Source organism: Streptosporangium sp. NPDC050284 (assembly GCF_044459525.1).
Lineage (GTDB): Bacteria > Actinomycetota > Actinomycetes > Streptosporangiales > Streptosporangiaceae > Streptosporangium.
In genome coordinates this window covers 486,134-506,754 of sequence record NZ_JBITIZ010000003.1, presented here as the reverse complement: position 1 = coordinate 506,754, position 20,621 = coordinate 486,134, and the positions used below count along the sequence as shown (strand labels likewise).

21 protein-coding genes are annotated in these 20,621 nt (G+C 69.9%); 12 read left to right on the top strand and 9 right to left on the bottom strand.

What is annotated here, in order from left to right; translation table 11 throughout:
• Nucleotides 1–5: 5 nt before the first annotated feature.
• On the top strand, nucleotides 6–1,301 hold the full coding sequence (locus ACIBH4_RS09900) for a hypothetical protein (RefSeq protein WP_362762840.1): 1,296 nt from the start codon (nucleotides 6–8) through the stop codon (nucleotides 1,299–1,301).
• On the opposite strand, the gene ACIBH4_RS09895 is transcribed toward ACIBH4_RS09900, so the two are convergent.
• The 3 genes from ACIBH4_RS09895 to ACIBH4_RS09885 are packed head-to-tail and all read right to left on the bottom strand — an operon-like array spanning nucleotide 1,291 to nucleotide 3,775.
• The gene (locus tag ACIBH4_RS09895) at nucleotides 1,291–2,517 is read right to left on the bottom strand and encodes a hypothetical protein (protein ID WP_362503357.1); all 1,227 of its coding nucleotides are present in this window, start codon (nucleotides 2,515–2,517) and stop codon (nucleotides 1,291–1,293) included. The two genes, ACIBH4_RS09900 and ACIBH4_RS09895, sit on opposite strands and share 11 nt — an antisense overlap.
• A complete protein-coding gene (locus ACIBH4_RS09890; RefSeq protein ID WP_362503354.1) occupies nucleotides 2,517–3,122 on the bottom strand; it encodes a hypothetical protein in 606 nt (201 codons plus the stop codon). The genes ACIBH4_RS09895 and ACIBH4_RS09890 overlap by 1 nt, the downstream gene beginning before the upstream one ends.
• Complete coding sequence (locus tag ACIBH4_RS09885) at nucleotides 3,119–3,775, bottom strand: hypothetical protein (RefSeq protein WP_362503351.1); 657 nt, start codon at nucleotides 3,773–3,775, stop codon at nucleotides 3,119–3,121. The genes ACIBH4_RS09890 and ACIBH4_RS09885 overlap by 4 nt, the downstream gene beginning before the upstream one ends.
• Before the next feature lie 176 nt (nucleotides 3,776–3,951).
• Between ACIBH4_RS09885 and ACIBH4_RS09880 the strand changes: the two genes are divergently transcribed.
• From ACIBH4_RS09880 to ACIBH4_RS09865, 4 genes are all read left to right on the top strand, one after another.
• Entirely contained in the window at nucleotides 3,952–5,889 is a 1,938-nt protein-coding gene (locus ACIBH4_RS09880; RefSeq protein ID WP_362503348.1) for a hypothetical protein, read from the top strand.
• Between the two features lie 271 nt (nucleotides 5,890–6,160).
• Nucleotides 6,161–9,133, top strand: a complete 2,973-nt coding sequence (locus ACIBH4_RS09875; RefSeq protein WP_362503345.1) for an ATP-binding protein — start codon at nucleotides 6,161–6,163, stop codon at nucleotides 9,131–9,133.
• Nucleotides 9,134–9,354: 221 nt separating this feature from the next.
• Complete coding sequence (locus ACIBH4_RS09870) at nucleotides 9,355–10,641, top strand: MurT ligase domain-containing protein (RefSeq protein ID WP_362503342.1); 1,287 nt, start codon at nucleotides 9,355–9,357, stop codon at nucleotides 10,639–10,641.
• A complete protein-coding gene (locus ACIBH4_RS09865; RefSeq protein WP_362503339.1) occupies nucleotides 10,631–11,347 on the top strand; it encodes a glutamine amidotransferase in 717 nt (238 codons plus the stop codon). Before ACIBH4_RS09870 ends, ACIBH4_RS09865 begins: the two co-directional genes overlap by 11 nt.
• Before the next feature lie 33 nt (nucleotides 11,348–11,380).
• Here the strand turns inward: ACIBH4_RS09865 and ACIBH4_RS09860 are convergent, their stop codons facing one another.
• On the bottom strand, nucleotides 11,381–11,743 hold the full coding sequence (locus tag ACIBH4_RS09860) for a DsrE family protein (RefSeq protein WP_362503336.1): 363 nt from the start codon (nucleotides 11,741–11,743) through the stop codon (nucleotides 11,381–11,383).
• Nucleotides 11,744–11,810: 67 nt separating this feature from the next.
• On the opposite strand from ACIBH4_RS09860, the gene ACIBH4_RS09855 reads away from it, so the two are divergent.
• Nucleotides 11,811–12,320: an FABP family protein gene (locus ACIBH4_RS09855; RefSeq protein WP_362503333.1), complete on the top strand. Its 510-nt coding sequence runs from the start codon at nucleotides 11,811–11,813 to the stop codon at nucleotides 12,318–12,320.
• Between the two features lie 108 nt (nucleotides 12,321–12,428).
• Entirely contained in the window at nucleotides 12,429–12,734 is a 306-nt protein-coding gene (locus ACIBH4_RS09850; RefSeq protein WP_362503330.1) for a DUF2470 domain-containing protein, read from the top strand.
• Between the two features lie 494 nt (nucleotides 12,735–13,228).
• On the opposite strand, the gene ACIBH4_RS09845 is transcribed toward ACIBH4_RS09850, so the two are convergent.
• The 3 genes from ACIBH4_RS09845 to ACIBH4_RS09835 form a co-directional block, all read right to left on the bottom strand.
• A complete protein-coding gene (locus ACIBH4_RS09845; RefSeq protein ID WP_362503327.1) occupies nucleotides 13,229–13,441 on the bottom strand; it encodes a hypothetical protein in 213 nt (70 codons plus the stop codon).
• Between the two features lie 423 nt (nucleotides 13,442–13,864).
• Entirely contained in the window at nucleotides 13,865–14,113 is a 249-nt protein-coding gene (locus ACIBH4_RS09840; protein ID WP_362762846.1) for a hypothetical protein, read from the bottom strand.
• The gene (locus ACIBH4_RS09835; RefSeq protein WP_362503321.1) at nucleotides 14,110–14,268 is read right to left on the bottom strand and encodes a hypothetical protein; all 159 of its coding nucleotides are present in this window, start codon (nucleotides 14,266–14,268) and stop codon (nucleotides 14,110–14,112) included. Before ACIBH4_RS09835 ends, ACIBH4_RS09840 begins: the two co-directional genes overlap by 4 nt.
• Nucleotides 14,269–14,384: 116 nt before the next feature.
• On the opposite strand from ACIBH4_RS09835, the gene ACIBH4_RS09830 reads away from it, so the two are divergent.
• From ACIBH4_RS09830 to ACIBH4_RS09815, 4 genes are all read left to right on the top strand, one after another.
• Nucleotides 14,385–15,266: a helix-turn-helix transcriptional regulator gene (locus tag ACIBH4_RS09830; RefSeq protein ID WP_362503318.1), complete on the top strand. Its 882-nt coding sequence runs from the start codon at nucleotides 14,385–14,387 to the stop codon at nucleotides 15,264–15,266.
• Entirely contained in the window at nucleotides 15,263–15,481 is a 219-nt protein-coding gene (locus ACIBH4_RS09825; RefSeq protein ID WP_362503315.1) for a DUF397 domain-containing protein, read from the top strand. The genes ACIBH4_RS09830 and ACIBH4_RS09825 overlap by 4 nt, the downstream gene beginning before the upstream one ends.
• A gap of 128 nt (nucleotides 15,482–15,609) precedes the next feature.
• Entirely contained in the window at nucleotides 15,610–16,023 is a 414-nt protein-coding gene (locus ACIBH4_RS09820) for a Fur family transcriptional regulator (RefSeq protein WP_362503312.1), read from the top strand.
• Nucleotides 16,024–16,200: 177 nt separating this feature from the next.
• Nucleotides 16,201–17,184, top strand: coding sequence for a glycine cleavage T C-terminal barrel domain-containing protein (locus ACIBH4_RS09815; RefSeq protein WP_362762852.1), 984 nt, complete (start codon nucleotides 16,201–16,203; stop codon nucleotides 17,182–17,184).
• Between the two features lie 53 nt (nucleotides 17,185–17,237).
• Here the strand turns inward: ACIBH4_RS09815 and dtd are convergent, their stop codons facing one another.
• Entirely contained in the window at nucleotides 17,238–17,663 is a 426-nt protein-coding gene (gene dtd / locus ACIBH4_RS09810) for a D-aminoacyl-tRNA deacylase (RefSeq protein ID WP_350943120.1), read from the bottom strand.
• A 57-nt stretch (nucleotides 17,664–17,720) separates the two neighbouring features.
• Between dtd and ACIBH4_RS09805 the strand changes: the two genes are divergently transcribed.
• Nucleotides 17,721–18,662 carry an asparaginase gene (locus ACIBH4_RS09805; RefSeq protein WP_362503305.1) on the top strand — a complete coding sequence of 314 codons (942 nt, stop codon included), beginning with the start codon at nucleotides 17,721–17,723 and terminating at the stop codon, nucleotides 18,660–18,662.
• 27 nt (nucleotides 18,663–18,689) lie between these two features.
• Here the strand turns inward: ACIBH4_RS09805 and ACIBH4_RS09800 are convergent, their stop codons facing one another.
• Complete coding sequence (locus ACIBH4_RS09800) at nucleotides 18,690–20,495, bottom strand: DUF2207 domain-containing protein (RefSeq protein WP_362503302.1); 1,806 nt, start codon at nucleotides 20,493–20,495, stop codon at nucleotides 18,690–18,692.
• Nucleotides 20,496–20,621 lie beyond the last annotated feature (126 nt).

Below are 20,621 nucleotides of genomic sequence, written 5' to 3'. Positions count from 1 at the left end.
CGTCGGTGCCTGAAACGCCTGTCATACCCACACAGTCGCCGGCAGTCGACCGGAGGCCCGCCTCGCTCTCCGCGGTCTCGCTGCCCATGCACACACTCAAGATCTTCGGCGCCTGTGCCCTCACGTTGATCCTCTGGTTCTCGGTGGGCAGGGTGGTCAGGGAACTGCTGATGGTGGCCGCCAGCGAGGTCTCCCACGGTGACCACCGGCAGGTGCGGCTCGTCATCACGATGTTCGTCTTCACGTTGATCGTGCTGAACGAACTCGTGGTCATGGTCGGCATGCTGCACGCGGTGCGCGGTGCGCTCCGGGAGATCCGGGTGCGGCGGGAGGCGGGCGAGGCGGACGAGAGCATGTTCGGCGCGCTGAACCGTGCCACCCTGCTCTTCGCCACCATCTACCTCGCCTGGGGGTTCCACACCGCGGACGCCAGGGAGTTCATCGCCGTCGACACCGCGAGGCGGGTCGACCAGGACTTCGCATCGAGCCTCGCGGGGAACGAGATAGAGGGCGGCACCGGGCTCTCCACGCTGGACGTTCGGGTCTCCATCGGGGTCGCCGTGGTCGCGTACCTGCTCAGGGTGCTGTTCGGCCGGCGGCACGTCAACGGCAAGGGCAGGGGCAGCGGCGTGTTCGCGACCTTCTTCGAGCTGGCCTTCGCCTTCTACAGCATCAACGCCCTCCTCGCCTTCGCGGAGGCGCGGGCGGACTGGCTGGACCAGCGGGTCGTCGTGGTGACGTTCAAGGAATGGGCCGAGGCGGCGGGTGAGGCACTGCCGTGGTGGAAGCCCTTCTGGAACGCGGTCGGGGACACCTGGCCCCATGTGGTCGACGGGCTGATCGTCCCGCTCACCTGGCTCACGGTCGCCTCGCTCGTCTACGGCGCCTTCGCCGAGGACACCCGGGCCGTCGTACGGGGAACCAGGCTCGACAACGTGGCCACCAGGGTGGAGCGGAGCCACGATCTCACCCGGAGCACGATGGCCCACGCCACGGCCGGATTCCAGGAGCGCTGGGTTCCCCCGGTGAACGCCTTCCGGCTCGCGGCGAGGGGTGGTCCCGTGCTGTTCGGCGCCCTGTGCCTCTGTTATGTCGCGATCCGCGTGGTGACCGACTACGCGGACCGGGGTGTGCGGATGCTGATCGGCAACGAGGACCCGTTCGTCTGGTTGGCACTGGCCGGGCCGGTCGAGTTCGTCAGGGAGCTGGTGGTGCTGACGCTGACCGTCTGCCTGCTGGCGGCCACGTTCGACATCGCGGCCACACGCGGCCGTGAGGCGGGGAAGACGCTCACCGCCTGAAGCGCAGCACCTGGTCCTGGACGGGGTCCTTCTCCGTCGCCGCCTTCTTGAGGATGTCCTCCACGGGTTGGTTCTCCACCACGTGGAACGTGGCGGGACGGACGTGGACCTCGACCTGCCCGGCCAGATGCCTGGGCACCACGCTGATCATGTCGTAGGAGTAGGCGGTGCCGACCCTGTGGTCCTTGACCTCGTCGGGGATGTCGTCGCTCTCGGGGAGGACCTTCCACACGCGACCGTCGGAGTGCCTCACCTCGACCTCGGGATCACCACGCAGGCTGACGCCCTCGGCGTCCAGCGCGGTCCTCGTCACCTTGATCTTCAGCCACTGGCGGTCGGGCGGGAGGGGCTTCTGGCCGGGCAGGTCGTCCACCTGCTCGACCGAGGCCTTCCACGACACGTGCATCAGCGTCATGTCACCCCCGGCGGCGACGGTGTAGATCCTGTCGGCGGGGTTGCCGGTCCTGTAGACGGTGTAACCGCTCCAGGTGGAGGCCACGATGCCGAGTCCGACGGCCACGATCGCCCCGCCGACCCGCAGTGTCGTACGGCGGCCTCGCCTCGGCGGGGTCTTCGGTGCGGACGGTTCTCCGGCGGGCACGCCGTCGGCCGGTACGGCGACGGCTGCAGCCGTTCCCGTTCGGGTGGCGGAGGAGCGGGGAAGCGGGGGAGCGGAGAGGGAGGGGAACGGCTGGGTCGAGACCTCCGCCGGCTCCTCCGCGGGCGGCTTGGGAGGCCAGACCTGTTCGTCAGGAAATATCCGCAGGGGAGCGGGAGTCCACTGGCCGCCCGGAGGTTGCCGACGCTGAGGTGGGGTGGGACGGTTCCGGGCGGGGGCCGGGGGTGCGGCCGGAGGTTCCTGGGTCTGTCCGGTACGCGTTTGCCGGTCGGTGGAAGGCACCGGCCAGGTGCCGAGGGCGGTGGGCCAGGGGCTGCCTCGGTAGGGATCGTGAGGCGGTGCGGAAGTATGACCTTCCTGGGCGGGCCGTTCCTGTCGTACGGGCCGGTTCTTCGGCGCGAGTCGGTTCTCCCATGCGGGCCGGTTCTCCATCATGGGCGGGTTTCCCGTCGAGGGGTTCTCCCGCGCGTGCCGATCTTCTCGCGCGTGCCGTTCCTCGTGCACGGGCCGTTCCTCGTGTGCGGGCCGCTCCTCCCGCGAGGCGGACCAGGTGCGGTCCTGATCGTCCTCGGAGACTCCCCGGTGCGGCGTCCCCATCAGTTCCTGCTCGCCAACTCGTAGACGTCCTTCGCGGTGGAGGTGAGTTGCCGCGCGGCCGTCTCATCCAGGCCCAGGTCTATCTCGATCTCGGGTCCGTTCGGCTCGACGATGAAACCCGACGAGGGGGCGAGCAGGATCCGGGAGTCCGGGAGTTCCCCGGGCGGGATCTCGAAGACCGTCACGCCCTCGGTCCACCAGCCCGGCTGGATGTAAGGGTGGGTGATGGTCAGCGTCTGGTCCACCCTGTCGGAGGCCACGTAACGGCGCCCGCCGGCCGTGAGCAGCCGGGGAGGCCCGAACCGCTGCGGCTCCCAGGTCGCGGTGGCGCCCACCTCGACGATGATGAAGATCCCCTTGGCGGTCACGCGTTCCTGCTCGCCGCTCGCCTTCCTGGTCGCGATGGCCTTGGCCGCGTAGACCGCCTTGACCCGCGCGGAGATCCGGGAGCCGGTGACCTCCTCGTTGAAGGCGCCGGTCGAGGTGAGGGGCGCGTCGTGGTCGGCGATCTCCGCGCCGAAGGCCTGCAGTCCCACGGCGGAGGCCGCGAGCGAGATCCCGGCCAGTACGGCACCGGCGGTGCGGGGACGGGAGGAGACGTTCACGAGCGCGCTCCCCCCGGCATGACGGGCAGCGTGACCTGGGCCGTCACCACGGGCTTCTCCCTGCCCTCGTCGCCTTCGTCGTCCTCCGTGACCAGGAACCAGCCCGGCGCGAGGGTGATCCCTTCACGCCACTCGTACGTGCCGACGTCGATCGTGAGCTGTCTGGGAGGCCGCTGCCCGTCCTCCAGTTCGTACCGGACCACGACGCTGGTCGGCAGGGCCGGGTGCAGTTGACTGCTTTCGCCCCCTCCTGTGGGGGTGAACACCGACGCGCCGTACTTGCCGTTGATCTCCGGGGTCACTTTGAGCAGGGACGTCCCGAAGGATCCGCCGACCAGGCCCTTCTGGTAGGGCGCCCCCATGCCGGCGGTCTCCTCGCCCTTGTTGACGACGAGGAGCTCGATCTCCAGGAGACGCTTGGCCGGGCCGCCGAACAGGCCGGGCTCGCTCACGGTGCGGGATCCGACGAACGTGGTCGTGAACTGTTCCTGATCCACGGTCGAGCCCTGGCCCAGCCGCTTGGGCGGCTTCTCCGAGGCCGTGGCGAAGCCGCCGAGGACGGTGGTGACTGCCAGACCGGTGACCGCCACCAGAGCGACGAGCGGGACCGCGATGGGGCGCCGTCCGGTGGGACCCTTGGGAGGGGCAGTCATGAGAAACGATGTTAAACGCTGATGTCCGCCCCATCTGCCCCACCTGTCCCTTAAGTAGTGGTAAACCTGGGGAAAATGGAGCGGATTGACGGGAACGCTGCCCGAATACGATGGCGAACTCTTACGCTGTCTCCGAGGCTTTCGATGAGCCCGATGGCGGAGGTTCCGTGGCGGACGTGCATCCCGAGCATGCGCAGCTCCAGGCGGACCGGATCTACCTGGGCTGGCAGTACGCCTTGTTGCACCCTGATCCGGGTCCGGCTCCTAAGCGACCCTCGCCCGTCGAGAATCCTCCCGAGCCGCTCGACCCCGAGTGGGTGCGCAGGGAACGCCTCAACGAGGACCTCCTGAACCGGCCGGTCAAGATCGTCCGCGGGTTCATGGCCGCGCTCGCCACCCTGATCCTCGTCCTCGGCCTCACCGAGATGCTCAGCTGGTCGTTCGCCGCCGTCGGGGTGATCGCCGCCGGCGGCATCGCGGCGTTCTGCAGCTACGCCGTCCACCAGGGCGACCGGGCGGTACGCCAGCGCATCAAGGAGCGCGAGATGGCGGGTGACCGGCTGCGGGAGGAACGCGACCGGGAGCTCTTCCTCGCCCAGGAGGAGCACGCCGCCCGATACCGGGAGTGGGCGGAGAAGAAGGAGCGTCACGACCGCCAGCTGACCTGGTACGCCGTGGCCGTGCCCGACGAGATCGACCGGATCGACGTGGCCGGAGGCACCCTGCCCGGCTGGTCGGCGCTGATCACCCTGCTCGGCGCGACCCGTCTCTACAGCGGCGGCCACCTGACCGTGCTCGACCTGTCCGAGGGCGCGATCGCCAAGGACCTGATCGAACTCGCGCGCAGGGGTGGCGACGACCCGCTGGTCTGGGTGCTGCCGGTCGACCTGCCCCGGCTCGACCTGGGCGCCACGCTGGCCCCGGAGGCCTTCGCCGACGTTCTCGCCCACGTCGTGAGCGTGAGCGAGGAGCACCGTACGACGAGGGATCTGTCGTTCGACAACGCCATCCTGGAGCGGGTCCTGGAGGTCCTCGGCGAGAGTGCCACGATCAACCAGGTCACCGCCGCCCTGCGTGCCCTCGCCCAGGTCGGCGACCCCCGCGAGGACCTGCGGTTCGGCCTGATCACCGCCACCCAGCTGGAGCGGATCGGCACGCTGTTCGGCCGGGGCGTGAGCGACCGGGTGGTGATCGAGCGGGCGTGGGCACTGGAGTCGCAGTTGCGCAAGCTGGAGACCCTCGGCTCCGAGGCGGTGCGCCTGCCGCCCGCGCGCCTGCGGGTCGTGTCGATGGACCGTCAGGCGGGCGTGTTCGGAAACCGCGTCCTCGGCACGTACGTCGCGACCGCGCTCACCCACATCCTGCGCCAGTCGCCCGCCTCCGAGCGGCCGTGGTACCACACGATCATCGTCGCCGGCGCGGACAAACTCCGTGGCGACGTGCTCGACCGGCTGATGGACGCCTGCGAGACCTCAAGGACCGGCCTCGTGCTCACCTACCGCGCGCTCACCCCGACCGTACGGGAGCGGCTCGGGCGCGGGCACGCGGCGGTGACGTTCATGCGGCTCGGCAACGCCGAGGACGCCCGGATCGCCAGCGAGCACGTCGGCACCGAGCACCGCCTGGAGCTCGCCCAGCTCACCGAGACGATCAGTGCCGCGGGAGCGGGGATGGACGGCGGTTACGTCTCCACGGTCGGCCAGGCGGAGGAGGGCGACGAGGAGCGCGACGTGAACCACACGGACCTCAAGGAGGACATCACCTCCTCCACCGAGTGGGGCCGCCGCGCGACCAAGGCGATGGGGGAGACCGAGCGGGTGTTGCACCGCTCCAGGGAGTTCCTCGTCGAGCCCCATCAGCTCCAGCAGCTCCCCACCACCTCGGTGATCGTCACCGACGCCACCGCCGAGGGCCGCAGGGTCCGCCTCGCCGACGCCAACCCGGCCATCCTGACCTTCCCCAAGACGACGCTGGGCGAGTTCGACGAGATCAAGGAGGCCGCGCTGGAACAGGCGCAGGAGAAGAAGCCGGAGCCGCACGCGTCGAGCGCGTTCGAGGACGCGCCGCCCAACCTCGGCCCGCCTCCGGCGAGGCTCGACTGGCGCCGTCGCTGATGAGATTCCGGTCCACGCCGAGGGGCCTGCTCAGGGGGGAACTCAAGGTGAGGATCGTTCGAGCGGCGACGTTTTCGCAGGGTGCGTCAACGAGGCGTCCGTATGTCGTAATGGGATGGTCAATGCCAGGGTGCGAGCCCCGAGTCAGGTTCGACCGTGGTCGCGGGGGTGACCTACCCTCGATCTCGATCATGCGTCGGCCGGTACAACGGAGCGATCCGTGAAGCGTCAACCCTCCGGCCTGGAGCCGGGTCCCCCGGGTGGAGACCAAATGCAGCCAAGTGTTTCCCGTCCGCCCAACGCCCTGACAGGGCCCTGGTACAGAATCCAGGCGATCACGGCGCCCTCGCGCAGTTCCTCCGCCGAGTGGGACTTCGTCACCGTCCTGCCCGCGGTGCTCTCCACGGCCCAGCGCAACCGTCCCTTCGTGGTCGGCTGGCTCTCGCGAGGGTCGGGCGCCCCGCTGGAGCTGATCACCAACGCGGGGCCGCTCACCCCGCCGCGCCCGCCCCGCAGGGCCGCCACCGAGGTCGAGCAGGTCCCAGGCGGTCCGGAACCGCTGCTCTTCCCCAGCGGTGCCCGTGGCGTCCGGATCGGCGACGAGTGGCTCCGCGACCTGTCCGACCTCGCCTGGACCGTCTGTCCGGGACGTCAGGCACCTCCGCTCGGCGGACGCCGAGAGCCGGACGCCGATGAGATCAGGCGGCCCACACTTTTCGAGTCGACGCTGGTCACGCTCATGTCCCGGCCGTTCGCCTGGCTGGTGGTGGCCGAGCAGACCGACCTGCTCGACGCCGAGGTCGCGCACCTGCGCACCCAGCTCAACGTGCTGCGGCAGTACGGTGACGCCTCCGAGCGTTCCCGCTACGACGCGGAGCGGGCCGAGCGGCGCATGCAGGAGCTGGACGCCTTTCGCGAGGCCGGGCTCTGGAACGTCCGGGTGCTCGCCGGGGCCGCCGGACCCGAGGAGCTGCGCCAGATCGCCCCGGTGCTCGTCGGCTCCGCCGAGATGAGCCATCACCCCTACCGCCTGCGCAGCGCGCTGTCCGGCCCCGTCTACGGTTTCGCCGAGGCGCTCGCGACCACCCTGCAGGACCCGGCGGACGGCGCGGCCTCCCCGTTCGCGGCCACCGCCGGGGCGCTCGCCGCCCTCGCCGGGTTGCCGCACCGGGAGGTGCCGGGAGTACGGGTCCTCGACGCGGGCTTCTTCGACGTGACCAGCGAGGCGGACACCGTGCCCGGCGAGCTCACCGTCGAGCTCGGATCCATTCTCGACGGCCAGGACAGGCCGGTCGGCTCGTTCAAGGTCCCGCTGGCCACCCTCAACCGGCACGCGTTCATCACCGGTGCCACCGGCTCCGGCAAGTCGCAGACCGTCAGACACCTGCTGGAACAGCTCACCGGCGCGGGCATCCCGTGGCTCGCGATCGAGCCCGCCAAGTCCGAGTACGCCTCCATGGGCGGCAGGATCGAGCCCCTCGCCCCGGTGACCGTGATCAATCCGTCGGCACCGGAGAGCGTGCCGTTCAGCGTCAACCCGCTCGCCCCCGAGCCCGGATACCCGGTCCAGGCCCACATCGACATGGTCCGAGCCCTGTTCATGGCGGCCTTCGACGCCGAGGAGCCGTTCCCGCAGATCATGTCGCTCGCCCTGCAGCGGGTGTACGAGGCCAACGGCTGGGACGTGGTCACCGGCTGGGCCGCCCCCGGTGCCGCCGTCAGGCCTGCCGTGCCGACCCTCGAACAGCTCCAGCAGCACGCGATGGATGTGATCAAGGAGATCGGCTACGGCAAGGAGGTCCAGGCCGACGTAGAGGGCTTCATCTCACTGCGGCTGCGGTCGCTGCGGGTGGGCTCCGCGGGCCGTTTCTTCGAGGGTGGACACCCCGCCGACATCGGTGACCTGCTCCAGCGCAACGTGGTGCTCGCGATCGAGGACGTCGCGAACGACGAGGACAAGGCGTTCCTGATGGGCACCTTGATCATCCGGATCGTGGAGCACCTGCGGATGCGGGCCAGGAAGGAGCGCAGCAGCGGGCTCAAGCACGTCATCGTGATCGAGGAGGCGCACCGGCTGCTGCGCGACCGGGGCGCGGGGCGGGCCAGCACGCACGCCGTCGAACTCCTGGCGGGCATGCTCGCCGAGATCCGCGCGTACGGCGAGGGCATCGTGGTCGCCGAGCAGATCCCCACGAAGCTCGTCTCCGACGTGGTGAAGAACACCGCGCTGAAGGTGATCCACCGGCTCCCCGCCGAGGACGACCGCCAGCTGGTCGGCGCGGCGACGAACCTGAGCGAGGAGCAGTCCCGGCAGGTCGTCTCGCTCCCTCCCGGTGTCGCCGCAGTCTTCGCCGACGGCATGGACCGGCCGTTGCGCGTCCAGGTGCCGCTGGGAGAGGATCGCGAGCGTCCGGTTCCCGGCCAGATGCCGCCCATCTGCGGCCGTCGCTCGGCGGCCTGCGGGCAGGAGTGCCGCACCGGCCGGGCGTGCACGCTGGTCGAGCTGCGCGAGGCGGACCTGCTCGCCGCGGCCTCCGAGTGGGCCTGGCTGCGGATCTGGGCCGACACGCTGGTGCTGGCGTTCTGCACCAACCGGCCGCTGCCGGGAGTGCCCAGGGCGCTCGCCGGCCTCTGGGCGGATCTCCCGCCGCGACGGCGCGAGTGCCTGCTGGCCACGGCGGTGGAACGCTGCGTGGGCCGTCGCGCGTGGTCGCTGCGGACCGTGAACGACCCGACCACGTTGACCGAGCAGGTCGCCGTGGTCGCGACCAGACTGCTCGGCCCCGACCGCGACCCCGGCGAGCGGCCGGGACCCGCCTGGGTGATCCCGCAGGTGCGGTGGCTGCATGAGGTGGACAGGCTCTTCCCCCACGGCCAGCCCGCGCCCAACCCGCGCGGCTCCGCGCCGGTCATGGAGTACGCCCTGTTCAACCGTCCCGCCGGGGGCACCGAGCTGCTCGGTCACCGGGCCAAGGCGCTGCGCCACCACCCGCTGTCCATGGAGGTGGAAAGGAACCGGGAGCTGGCCTGGCGGGTGATCCTCGGTGATGACGAGCGAGAGAGCGTGGAGCGCGACATTCTCACGGTCACCATCGGCCTCGACCCGGCGGAGCGGCTCCGGCACGTGTCCCAGACCATGGGGGCGGGCTGGCTGGAGAGTGTGCTGTCGTGGCCGCGCCGGTTCGTGCTGCCCTTCGACGAGGATTCGCCGGAGTCGGCGGAACTCGTCTTCACCGAGGGGTGAGGACGGTGTTGTCTGTCGGCTTTTTTCGGTTCTTTCTTACCGGATGCGAAGGCTTCCCTATCTCACCGTCACCGGGGGGCGCGTGTGACGTGCCTCCGGGGGTGACGGTGCCGAAGCAGGGCTAAGATCTGCGGCATGAACGATTCGGTGATTCCGGTCCCGCGGCCGGGCCGGTCGGCCGCCGGGTCGTCCCGTGACGGGTCGCCAAGCGAGGAGACGGCATGACTCAGCTTCCGCTGCGGGCGCAGCTCGCCACCGCTCTCGGCCGGACGGCCGCGACCCTGTCCCGGGTCACCGGGCGTGGGGACGGATCGGTGATCGGGGGCAGGGTCAGCCTGGTCCTGGAGCCCGATCTTCTGCGCAAGCTCGCGCACGACCGCAAGCTCGCGCTGGTGAGCGCGACCAACGGCAAGACGACGACGACCCGCCTGATCACCTCCGCGCTGTCGGAGCTCGGCGACGTCGCCACCAACGCCTTCGGCGCCAACATGCCCGCCGGGCACGTCTCGGCGCTGTCGTCGGCCAAGTACGCCCCGTACGGCGTGCTGGAGGTCGACGAGAAATACCTGCCCGAGGTGATCGACACCACGGGGGCCGGGGTCGTCTGCCTGATGAACCTCAGCCGCGACCAGATGGACCGGGCGGGTGAGATCTGGCTGCTCGCCCAGAAGTGGCGGCGGGCGCTCGCCGGCAAGAACACCCACGTGATCGCCAACGCCGACGATCCGCTGGTGACCTGGGGCGCCTCCACCGCGGCCTCGGTCACCTGGGTGTCGGCGGGACAGCCGTGGAAGGAAGACTCCTGGTGCTGCCCCGAGTGCGGCGGCCCCCTCGACCGCAAGGGCATGGAGTACGTCCCGCCCGGCAGCATCGGCGCCGGCGCCACCTCGACGGCGGGGGAGAACGACTGGGCCTGCCGCGAGTGCACCTTCCGGCGGCCCGAGCCGTCCTGGGTCCTCGACGACGACGCGGTGATCGACCCGCGCGGGCAGCGCTGGGTGCTCGACATCCAGCTTCCCGGGCGCGCCAACCGGGCCAACGCGGCGATCGCGCTCGCCACCGCGGAGGTGTTCGGCCTGCCGGTCGAGCGGGCCCTGCCCCGGCTGCGCGAGGTGAAGTCGGTCGCCGGTCGATACACCACGGTGGAACGCGACGGTCGGCACGCCCGGTTGCTGCTCGCCAAGAACCCGGCCGGATGGCTGGAGGCTTTCGACGTGCTCGACGCCTCGCTTCCGGTGATCCTCTCGGTGAACGCCCAGGGGCCCGACGGCCGCGACACCTCATGGCTGTGGGACGTCGACTACCGCGTGCTGCGCGGCAGGCCGGTCTTCGTGACCGGCGAACGGCGGCTCGACCTCGCGCTCCGGCTGGACGTGGCCGACGTGCCGTTCCAACTGGCGAACTCGTTCGAGCAGGCGCTCGCCGCGCAACCGTCGGGCAAGGTCGACGTGATCGCCAACTACACCGCCTTCCAGCAGATCCGATCGGAGTTCGGTCGTGCAGTCTGACAGCGCCCTGCGCCTTGTCTGGATTTATCCGGACCTACTGAGCACGTACGGCGACCAGGGCAACGTCCTGGTCCTGGAGCAGCGCGCCAAGCGCCGGGGCATCCCGGTCGAGACCGTGCACGTGCGCTCGGCCGACCCGGTTCCCGAGAGCGGCGACATCTACCTCATCGGTGGCGGTGAGGACCGGCCGCAGATCCTGGCCTCCGAGCGGCTCCGGCGCGACGGCGGCCTGCACCGGGCCATCCAGCGGGGCGCGGCCCTGCTCGCCGTGTGCGCGGGCTACCAGATCATGGGCACCACGTTCGGTGGTGAGGAGGGCCAGCCGGTCGACGGCATCGGCCTGATCGATATCTCCAGCGGGCGCGGCCAAGGCCGGGCCGTCGGGGAGTTGGCGGGGGAGGCGGACCCGGCACTGGGCATCTCCACGCTCACCGGCTTCGAGAACCACATGGGTGTCACCAGGCTCGGGGCCGGGATCCGGCCGCTGGCGCGTACGGCGGTCGGTACGGGAAACGGCGACGGCACCGAGGGCTGTTACACGGGCAAGATCGTCGGCACCTACCTGCACGGTCCCGCGCTCGCCCGCAACCCCGGCCTCGCCGACCTGCTGCTCACCTGGGCGGTGGGCGCCCAGCTGCCACCGATCGACGACGCCTGGTTCGACCGGCTTCGCGAGGAGCGCCTGGCGGCGGTGCTGCCCCGCTGACGGAGGTCTTCCGGTGGGGGCGTTCCTGCGGTCTCAGTAAACGAGAGCCTGGACGCCCTCGCCCAGGACCTCCTCCACGAAGGTGGGGGCGCCCGCGATGCGTACGCCCTCGATCACGTCGTCGACCGTGATGTCCCGCCGGGCCGCGCACTGCGTGCACAGGGTCACCCTGCCACCCGCGAGCACCGCGTCGAGCAGGTCGCCGAGCTGGGCCGCGTGCGGGAGGGTGAACTCCTTCGCCCTCCCGGGAAGGGCGAACCAGGCGGACTCGCCCGTCAGCCAGAGCGAGACGGGAACCCCGCTCGCCAATGCCGCCGCGGCCACCGTGAAGGCCTGGTTGCAGCGCTCAGGTGAGTCTTCGCCGGCGGTAACCTTGATCACCAGTGATCGTGCCATGTTCGCAGCCTATGTGGCCCGGCGTCACCGGCGCGAACCATATCGCAGCGGCTCTAGGCTCGTTTCCATGGACGTTCCCGAACTGCATCCCGATCTTGAGCCGATCGCCTTCCTCGTGGGTCGATGGGAAGGCGCCGGGGTCGGGGGATATCCGACGATCGAGAGTTTCAACTTCGGCCAGGAGATCGTCTTCGGTCACAACGGCAAGCCGTTCCTGACCTACAGCAGCCGCACCTGGCTGCTCGACGAAGCGGGCGGCAAGGTCCGCCCGCTGGGCACCGAGACCGGTTTCTGGCGCCAGCTCCCCGGACGCCAGCTTGAGGTGTGCCTGTCACACCCCACCGGCATCGTGGAGATCTACGTCGGCGAGGTGGTCTTCAACAAGATCGAGCTCCAGACCGACGTAGTGGCCCGCACTGCGACCGCGAAGGAGTACACGGCGGGCCACCGCCTCTACGGCCTGGTCAACGGCAACCTGATGTGGGCGTACGACATGGCCTCCATGGGGCAGCCGCTCCAGTCCCACATCTCGGCCGAGCTCAAGAGGGTCGGCGACTTCGTACCCGACGAGGTGTGAGGCCGGCCCGATGGGGTCCACCCGGTGGGGTTCGTCCCGACGGCGGGTGAGGCGGGGTGTCCGGCACCCGCGCTCGGGTGAGGTGGGGCGCTGGTTACGCTCTGGGACATGAGCACTCCCTTCACCCCCGACGTGGTCGAGGCGATCAAGCGCCACATGAACGACGACCACGCCGATGACGCGCTGCTGATCTGCAAGGGCCTCGGCGGGCAACCCGAGGCCACCGGTGCGACGACGACCGGCGTCGACGCCGAGGCGATCGAGTTCGCCGCCGTGGTCGGCGGGCGGGACGTCACGGTCCGGGTGCCCTGGAGCACCACGCTGACCGAACGCGCCCAGGTCCGCACGGAGGTCGTCCGCCTCTACCGTGACGCCTGCGCAGCCCTCGGCGTCCCCGCCCGCGGCGAGCACTGAGGGAACGTCAGGGAACGAGCACTGAGGGAACGTCAGGGAACACTGAGGCCGCGCCGACCGGCGAATCCCCGCCGTACGAGGTGGCGCCGGTCGGACCTCGCCCACCGGCTCCTCCTGAACGGGAGAGGCGATCGAGAAGGAAGAGCCTGGAAAGGGAAGAACCCCGGGCCACTTCCCCCTGCTCGGCAGGGGGGCCGGTGGACTACAGGCGGGATCGCCCGCCTCCGGCGGCCCGGGGTTCCGGTGATTGTCGTGGATTCGCCGAACGTCGCCTGACGCCCGGACAGAGTCCGGTCGCGGCGTCCTAGCGGACAGCCACCTCGCTAGCCCAACTATGATCAACCATCGTTCGGACCACCTCCTTTCGGCGTGCCTGTACGTTACGAAATTCCGCGCCCCCGGGGCAAATGAATTTTCCCGGCCCGTCGCGGCTCTCCAGAACCTGTCATCTGACCTGCCCTGACGCGGCTCGGCGAGGGGCCGACGTGACGTGTTCAGGGGGCCCGGCGCGATCGGGTCATGGGACCGTGCTCGGTCGGGCGACAGTGGATGATCAGTCTGCCGTACAGGCGGATGGCGTCGGTCATGGCGACGCACGTTCCGGTAGCGCTGGTGAGGAACAGTTCGACGCCGGGGTGGCCGTGGACGAACCACAGACGGCCGGTCGCCTCCGACGAGACGATGTCACCGGGGTACGGCTCGATCATGATGGTCTCCTCGCTGCCTGGCGGGTGCGGATTACGGAGCGATGCCTTACTCTTCGGCACCCGCCCGGCCGATCCGTTCTTGTCGAGGCCGGTCCCCGCTCGCACGTGGGGCGAGCGGGGACCGGATATCCAACGGCAGGCACGGGGGCACCTGCCGTTGGACGACTGGAGGTCTCCGCCCGAGCGTGGGCGGACGGAGACCAGGCCCGGTAGAAGGTGGGACTTCTTCCGGGCGGGGGCCGGGCGGGAAGTACGAGCTTCTCTGCCGACCCCGTATTGGGCGGCCCCGCCCTTTCACCCCTCCAAGCTGGGGGCGGGACCGCACCTCACGGGCCCCTACGACGCGTGAGGTTCCCGGCCTGTCATGGCAGGCTGGGAAATGGCCCGACTACCGCACATCCGGTGGCAGCGGCAGTCGGGGGCTCAGGTGGTGGAACCGCTGCACTTGTCGGTCAGCGCGGCCTGCTCGGTTAGCTGCCGGCACAGGTCGGCCGGGGTGTCGGCATCGATCGTGCGGTCGATGCCGGGCTGCTGCTCCTCGGCCCTGCTGAGCGGGGCGTGGCGGGTGGCCCACCAGCGTTCGGTGTCGCTGCGCCAGATGGTCCAGCGAGGAAACTTCTCGGCGAGCAGGTCGTGAGCGGTCGCCTCAGCAAGATCGGGCGTGGGGGTCATGGGGTGACCTTCTTTGTGGCTTCGGTAGGGCTGTCCAAGATTTTCTTGCCGATCATTAGCGCCGAATGCTTGGCCGTCGTCCATCGGCAGCCCGTTTCGAGAAGCCCGATCAGCCAATCGAGATGGGCTTCACGCACGCTGTCCGCAGACAGCATTACTCGCACAGTCATGAGTCCTACACTCCGCGTAGCGGTTGAGTGCTTCTATAATCACCCCCAAGACTCAAACTTGCAAGACCAAAACAAGCAAAACCCAAATGTTCGTTTTGCGTATGATCGATTTCTCCCTTCAGGAGGCATTCATGACCTACAGCCCTACGGTGAGACGTCGTCGCCTGTCCGCAGCTCTTCGTCGGGCGAGGGAAGAGGCTGGTCTCACCGCTGATGCAGCAGCCAAGCTCCTGCGTTGGCCCGCTTCCAAAGTGACGCGTATCGAGCGGAACGAGTGGAGGCGGCCAACGGTCAGCGATGTGACCGATCTGCTCGACATCTACGGAGTCACGGACGAAGTCGTACGCCTGGCAATGACCACCCTCGCCCGGCAGGCGCGTGAACGTGGCTGGTGGGAGGGGGAGATGAAGGCCGAACTGGGTGGCAGCCTGGTCGAGTTCGAAACCGAAGCCTCACGGATCAGAACATTCGAAGCGCTCCTGGTCCCCGGCCTGTTGCAGACCGCCGACTACGCGCGGGCGATATTCAAGGGCGGTATGGTCCTCGATGAGGTCATGATCGAACGACGCGTCCAGGCAAGGCTCGCTCGTCAGCGGATCCTGGACCGTGATCAGCCGCCCGTCTTCTGGGCGGTCATCGACGAGGCCGCTCTGGCCAAGTATGTCGGCGGTGCGGCGACGATGCGTGAGCAGCTTCATCACCTGATCGAGATGGCTGCCAGGCCGAACATCGGGATTCAGGTCCTTCCGAACGTCGTAGGCGCTCACGCGGCGATGACCGGCTCGTTCGCGATTCTGGCCTACGCGACACCTGATGATTCAGAATTGGTGTACATAGAGACCGGGGCGAACGGAGACCTCTATATCGAGTCCCCGGAGGAGATAGAGCGCTATACGCTCAAGTACGACCATGTACGCGCGAGCGCGCTCTCAGTGGATGCCTCGGTGTCGTACCTGTCGGACCTGGTCGAACAACTGAAGTGAGGGAGATCGTGGACCACACCCAGTCTGAGACGCTCACCTGGCGTAAGGCCCGTCGCAGCAGTGCCGAGGGCGGCAATTGCGTCGAGGTGGCAGACCTGTTCGACGGCGGCAGGGCTGTCCGTGACAGTAAGGACCCGAGTGGGCCGGTGCTTCGCTTCACTTCCACGCAGTGGGGTGCGTTCGTCGCCGGTGTGAAGGCCGACGAGTTCGGCTGATCGACTCCGGTCACGAGTGGGCCTCCGCTCATCCGGTGAACGGCGGGGGCTTTTCTCCCCCGGTGCCGTAAAGATCTTTGCTGTGAAGGGGTAGGCGTGCGGAGCCGGGGTCCTCATAGACTCTTGGTATGACCGAGACGTCGTGGCATGAGGAACTTCGGGCGCGCGGTTACCGGGTCACTCCGCAGCGCCAGCTGGTGCTTGAGGCGGTCAAGGCCTGTGAGCACGCCACTCCGGAGGAGATCTGCAACCGGGTGCGGGAGACCGCTCGCGGGGTGAACATATCCACCGTCTACCGGACCCTTGAGCTCCTTGAGGAGCTCGGCATGGTCACCCACTCCCATCTCGGGCACGGTGCCCCCACCTACCACCTGACGTCCGAGGCCGATCATGTGCATCTGGTCTGCCGTGGTTGCGGGGAGATCAGTGAGGTCAGTCCGGAGCTGGTGGAGGGCTTCGTCGCCAACCTCGACCAGAAGCTCGGGTTCCTCACCGATGTGCACCATCTGACGGTCTTCGGCCGCTGCCGCAAGTGCCGTTGAGCCGCAGAGGAGGTCGTCGCCGGACCGGCGGGACCCCGGTGCCGGGACTCGTCGCGCTTCGGCCGCCGAGCCGCTGAGCCGCCGAGCCGAGCCGCCGGGGTGTGTCGCGCAGGCAGGGACCCGTCTGTGGGAAGAGTCGCCGCCGTCCTCTTTGGCGGAGCCTCGTAGGCTGTGTTCATGCGAAGCCCTCTGCTGGACACTCCCGGCGCGGTCGCGGCCGAGACCCCCGACGCCGACGTCGCCGGACACTACGGCGACCCGTTCGCCGAGCAGCGCGCGCTGCTCGCCGGGGAGGCGATGGTCGACCGGAGCAACCGCGAGGTCGTCCGGATCTTCGGACCCGACCGGCTGAGCTGGCTCAACAGCCTCAGCTCGCAGAAACTCGACGACCTGAAACCCGGTCAGCCCACCGAGACGCTCCTGCTGGACGCCCAGGGCAGGGTGGAGCACCATCTCGTCCTCGTCGACGACGGCGAGGCGGTGTGGGCCCACGTCGAGCCGGGCACCGGCGCGGAGGTGGCCGCGTTCCTCGACAAGATGCGGTTCATGCTGAGGGTCGAGGTCGCCGACGTGACGGATCGCTACGCCGTGGTCTCCGTGGCGGGGCAGGCGCGTCCAGACCTGCCCGAGGGCGCCGTCGCCGTGGGGCAGGACATCCTGCTCCCGCGCGAACTGCTGGCAGGGCGGCTCGGGCTGGGGCTCGCCGGGCTCTGGGCGTACGAGGCGTTGCGGATCGAGGGGCATCGTCCCCGCCTGGGGTTCGAGACCGACCACAAGACGATCCCGCACGAGGTGGGCTGGATCGGCTCGGCCCTGCACCTCAACAAGGGCTGCTACAAGGGCCAGGAGACCGTGGCCCGAGTCCACAACCTGGGCCATCCGCCCCGCCGTCTGGTCTTCCTGCACTTGGACGGCAGTGTCGACACCCTGCCCAAGCACGGTGCGCCGGTCACCCTGGACGGGGTGGAGGTCGGTTTCGTGGGGAGTTCGGCGCGCCATCACGAGCTGGGGCCGGTCGCGCTCGCCGTGGTCAAGCGGACCGTGCCGGTGGACGCCACGCTGGAGGCCGCAGGAGTGGCCGCGTCCCAGGAGGTCATCGTGCCGCCGGACGCCGGGCGCAACGTCCAGATCGACCCGAGCCTGCGCCGCCGCATCCGCTGACCCCCGACATCTGACGGCGTCGCGTCCCGGCCATGGTCTTCGGGGCGCGGGGGTCAGATGTCCAGGATCAGGGTGATCGGGCCGTCGTTGGTCAGTCCGACCTTCATGTCGGCACCGAACACCCCGGTCTCCACGCGGGCGCCCAGCGCGCGCAGTTCGGCGCAGACCGCCTCCACCAGCGGTTCGGCGACCGGCCCAGGGGCGGCGGCCTGCCAGGTGGGGCGGCGGCCCTTGCGGGCGTCGCCGTACAGGGTGAACTGGCTGACCACCAGCAGTGGCGCGCCGATGTCGGAGCAGGACTTCTCGCCTGAGAGGATCCGCAGGCCCCAGAGCTTGGCGGCGAGCCTGGCCGCCTCGGCGCGCGTGTCGGTATGGGTCACGCCGACCAGGACGAGCAGCCCCGGTTCGTCGATCGCCCCGACCGTCGCGCCGTCCACCACCACCGACGCGGAACTCACCCGCTGTACGACCGCACGCATCCCCCCATCATCCCGTGTCCCCGGGCGTCCCTAGACTTCGGGCGAAAGGAGACAAAGGTGTCTGCTGAGTCATTGTTCGTCGAGGTTGTCCGCTCGGGGTTCGTGGAGTCCACCCATCGGGCGCGGATGCTCGCGGTGGCCGCCGACGGGTCGCTGGTGAGGGTTCACGGGGCGGTGGACGCCCTGGTGTCGCCGCGTTCGTCCATGAAGCCCCTGCAGGTGCTCGCGATGGTCCGCGCCGGGCTCCCCCTGGAGGGGGAGTTGCTCGCGCTGGCGTGCGCGAGTCACGTGGGGGAGCCGTTCCACGTGGACGGGGTACGGAGGATCCTGGCCGGGGCGGGGCTGGAGGAGAGCGCGCTCGGCTGCCCTGCGGACCTGCCGGAGGACGTCGCCTCCCGCGAGGAGGTGCTGCGCTCAGGAGGGGGCCGGGCCAGGGTCTACATGAACTGCTCGGGCAAGCACGCGGCGATGCTCGCCACCTGCGTGGCCAACGGCTGGCCCCCGGAGGGCTACCTCGACCCGGCGCATCCGCTGCAGCGGGCCGTGCGCGCCACGGTCGAGGAGCTGACCGGCGAGCGCGTCGCCGCGAGCGGGGTGGACGGTTGCGGCGCACCACTGTTCTTCGTCTCGATGCTGGGCGTAACCCGGGCGTTCCGCGCCCTCGTCCTCGCCGATCCCGACTCCCCGGAGCGTCGCGTCGCCGACGCGTTCCGCGCCCACCCCGAGTGGACGTCGGGGACCACCCGCCCCGAGGCCAGGCTGATGCGGGCGGTCCCTGGGCTGCTGGTCAAGGCCGGCGCGGAGGCCTTCGACGCCTTCGTCTTCACCGACGGGCGCTCGGGAACCGTCAAGATCGAGGACGGTGGCCAGCGCGCCCGCGTCCCGGTCACCGTCGCGGCCCTGACCGCCCTCGGCTTCGAGGCCCCGGGACTCGACGAACTCGCCACCGGGGTCGTGCTCGGCGGAGGGCGTCCCGTGGGCGAGGTCCGCGTGCGGTAGTCGCCGCGGGTTCGCGTGCGGCGGCTCTCAGAGGGAGCGGAACTGGCGGGTGGTGGAGATCGCCCCCGAGGTGGACATGGTGAAGGTCCGCATCGAGTCGGCGAACCTGGACAGGTCCCACTCGGCCGGGCCGTGATACCAGTACAGGTTGTCGGCCTGCTGGCCGTTGCCGGTGACCGAGGAGACCACGCGGGCCCAGCGGTCGACGTTGTCGAAGATGACGGCGTAGGGCAGGTAGCGGGAGAACAGCTCCACCCGCTGGGCCTCGGGGACGTCCGCGCCGAGGTCGGCGCTGGACAGATACTCCCTGAAGCCGAGGGTGTGGGCGAGGGCGCCCGCGCCCTTCGCGGTCTTGGCGGGCATGTACTGGCCGCCTACGGCGAGGGCGGCACCGGCGATGATCAGGGCCAGGCCGAGCACCCCGTACGTGGTGAGCCAGGCCAGCCCGACGGTGGCGAGGACGCCGAGCCCGGTGAGGACCACCCCGAGGGTCGTCCAGCGGGTGCGGACGGTGTCGGGGCGGCGGGCGAACCAGCCCTGCGTGACCACGTCGCGGTAGAGCGCCTCGCGGACCCTGCCCAGCTTGGCTCCGAACGATCCCTGGAGCTCCGAGAGCAGCACCGCGTCACGGCCGTCGAAGATGGCGTCGTAGAGCTCCCGCTCGTAGGGCAGCAGCGGGTCGACCTGGGCCGCGGGCATCCGCACGAGCCGCCAGTCGGGGGTCTCGTACGTCTGCCGGGGCTGTTCGTCGATCCTGAGGTAGCCCCGCACGGCCAGGTCGACGATCGTGGCGGTCACGTCGATCACGTCGGCCTGCTCGTCCATGAGGGTGCCGATCTGGCCGGGGCGGACACCGTCCGGCGGGGCGAAGTGGCCGTTCTCGACGCCGCTGAGCGAGCCCGACTCGTGGCCGACCACGCGGGCGTCGCGGCCCCTGGTCCAGTAGAGGAGGCCGAGGCCGCCGAGCATCAGCAGGAGCAGGCCGGCCAGCGCGCCGCCGGTGACGGCGTTCAGGGTGAAGGCGTTGGACAGCTCGAAGCGGCGCTCCAGGACCGGTGCCCCCTTGGTGGCGCCGGCGGGGTAACCGACGACCACGGTGAGCACCTCACCGGCGCCGAGGTCCTGCTGCCCGAACTCGGCGGCGACGCCCGTGTGGTCCATGGACGCCTCGGTGCAGGCGATCGCCGAGGTGAGGGGGCCGGCGAAGCACGACAGGTTCTGCGTCGCGGCCGGCCCGCTCACGCTGACCCTGGCCTGCTCCACGGGAACGGACCAGGCGCCCACCGCGTACCAGCGCAGCTCCTGGGCGTCGGCGAGCGGTGTGACGGCGCCCTGGACGTCGTACTCCAGGGTGGCGCTTCCCGATCCCTTCAGGGTGATGGTCCCCTCGGTCAGCGTGGCGTCGCCCTTGAGGCCGGTGACCTGGTAGAGGCGGTCGCTGCGATCGTCGTAGCGGGTCCGGGCGACGAGGTCGCGCGACGGCGCGTCACCCTCGAAGACGATCTCCTCCTTGACGTGGAGCACGCCGTCCTGCCGGAGCTCCAGCTGGACGGTCGTGCTGGTCACCTTGCCGTCCTGCGCGGAGCGTACGGCCTGCGCGGGGCGTGCCGCCTGGACGATGCTCCGTCCGGTCCGAGAGGAGTGGGGCTCCGACCCGGTCCACCCGGCCTTGGGGGGCTCCGCTCCGGTCCGCCCGGTCCGGGGGGACTCCGCTCCGGTCGGGCCGCTCGCCAGGGCGGGGGACGCGAGGGCGAGGGACGTGCCGAGCGTGAGCGCGAGGATGGCCGTCGTGGCCAGGGTTCCGGCTGCTCGGTGCGAGAAAGATGCCGCCATGTGCCGGGAGCTTAGCGAGATCCACCGACCTGTGACGGCCCACCTCGTATCCATTTTTTCCCGCTTATAAACCCATATGTGGTTATATCCGCTAGATTGCCGCCCGTAGATCAACTCTTTGGAGGG

Bases quoted from the DNA above. Each gene is read 5' to 3' on its own strand.
- ACIBH4_RS09895 (WP_362503357.1), bottom strand. From the start codon at position 2,517: ATGGGGACGCCGCACCGGGGAGTCTCCGAGGACGATCAGGACCGCACC.
- ACIBH4_RS09885 (WP_362503351.1), bottom strand. From the start codon at position 3,775: ATGACTGCCCCTCCCAAGGGTCCCACCGGACGGCGCCCCATCGCGGTC.
- ACIBH4_RS09875 (WP_362503345.1), top strand. From the start codon at position 6,161: ATGCAGCCAAGTGTTTCCCGTCCGCCCAACGCCCTGACAGGGCCCTGG.
- ACIBH4_RS09870 (WP_362503342.1), top strand. From the start codon at position 9,355: ATGACTCAGCTTCCGCTGCGGGCGCAGCTCGCCACCGCTCTCGGCCGG.
- ACIBH4_RS09860 (WP_362503336.1), bottom strand. From the start codon at position 11,743: ATGGCACGATCACTGGTGATCAAGGTTACCGCCGGCGAAGACTCACCT.
- ACIBH4_RS09855 (WP_362503333.1), top strand. From the start codon at position 11,811: ATGGACGTTCCCGAACTGCATCCCGATCTTGAGCCGATCGCCTTCCTC.
- ACIBH4_RS09850 (WP_362503330.1), top strand. From the start codon at position 12,429: ATGAGCACTCCCTTCACCCCCGACGTGGTCGAGGCGATCAAGCGCCAC.
- ACIBH4_RS09845 (WP_362503327.1), bottom strand. From the start codon at position 13,441: ATGATCGAGCCGTACCCCGGTGACATCGTCTCGTCGGAGGCGACCGGC.
- ACIBH4_RS09840 (WP_362762846.1), bottom strand. From the start codon at position 14,113: ATGACCCCCACGCCCGATCTTGCTGAGGCGACCGCTCACGACCTGCTC.
- ACIBH4_RS09835 (WP_362503321.1), bottom strand. From the start codon at position 14,268: ATGCTGTCTGCGGACAGCGTGCGTGAAGCCCATCTCGATTGGCTGATC.
- ACIBH4_RS09830 (WP_362503318.1), top strand. From the start codon at position 14,385: ATGATCGATTTCTCCCTTCAGGAGGCATTCATGACCTACAGCCCTACG.
- ACIBH4_RS09820 (WP_362503312.1), top strand. From the start codon at position 15,610: ATGACCGAGACGTCGTGGCATGAGGAACTTCGGGCGCGCGGTTACCGG.
- ACIBH4_RS09815 (WP_362762852.1), top strand. From the start codon at position 16,201: ATGCGAAGCCCTCTGCTGGACACTCCCGGCGCGGTCGCGGCCGAGACC.
- dtd (WP_350943120.1), bottom strand. From the start codon at position 17,663: ATGCGTGCGGTCGTACAGCGGGTGAGTTCCGCGTCGGTGGTGGTGGAC.
- ACIBH4_RS09800 (WP_362503302.1), bottom strand. From the start codon at position 20,495: ATGGCGGCATCTTTCTCGCACCGAGCAGCCGGAACCCTGGCCACGACG.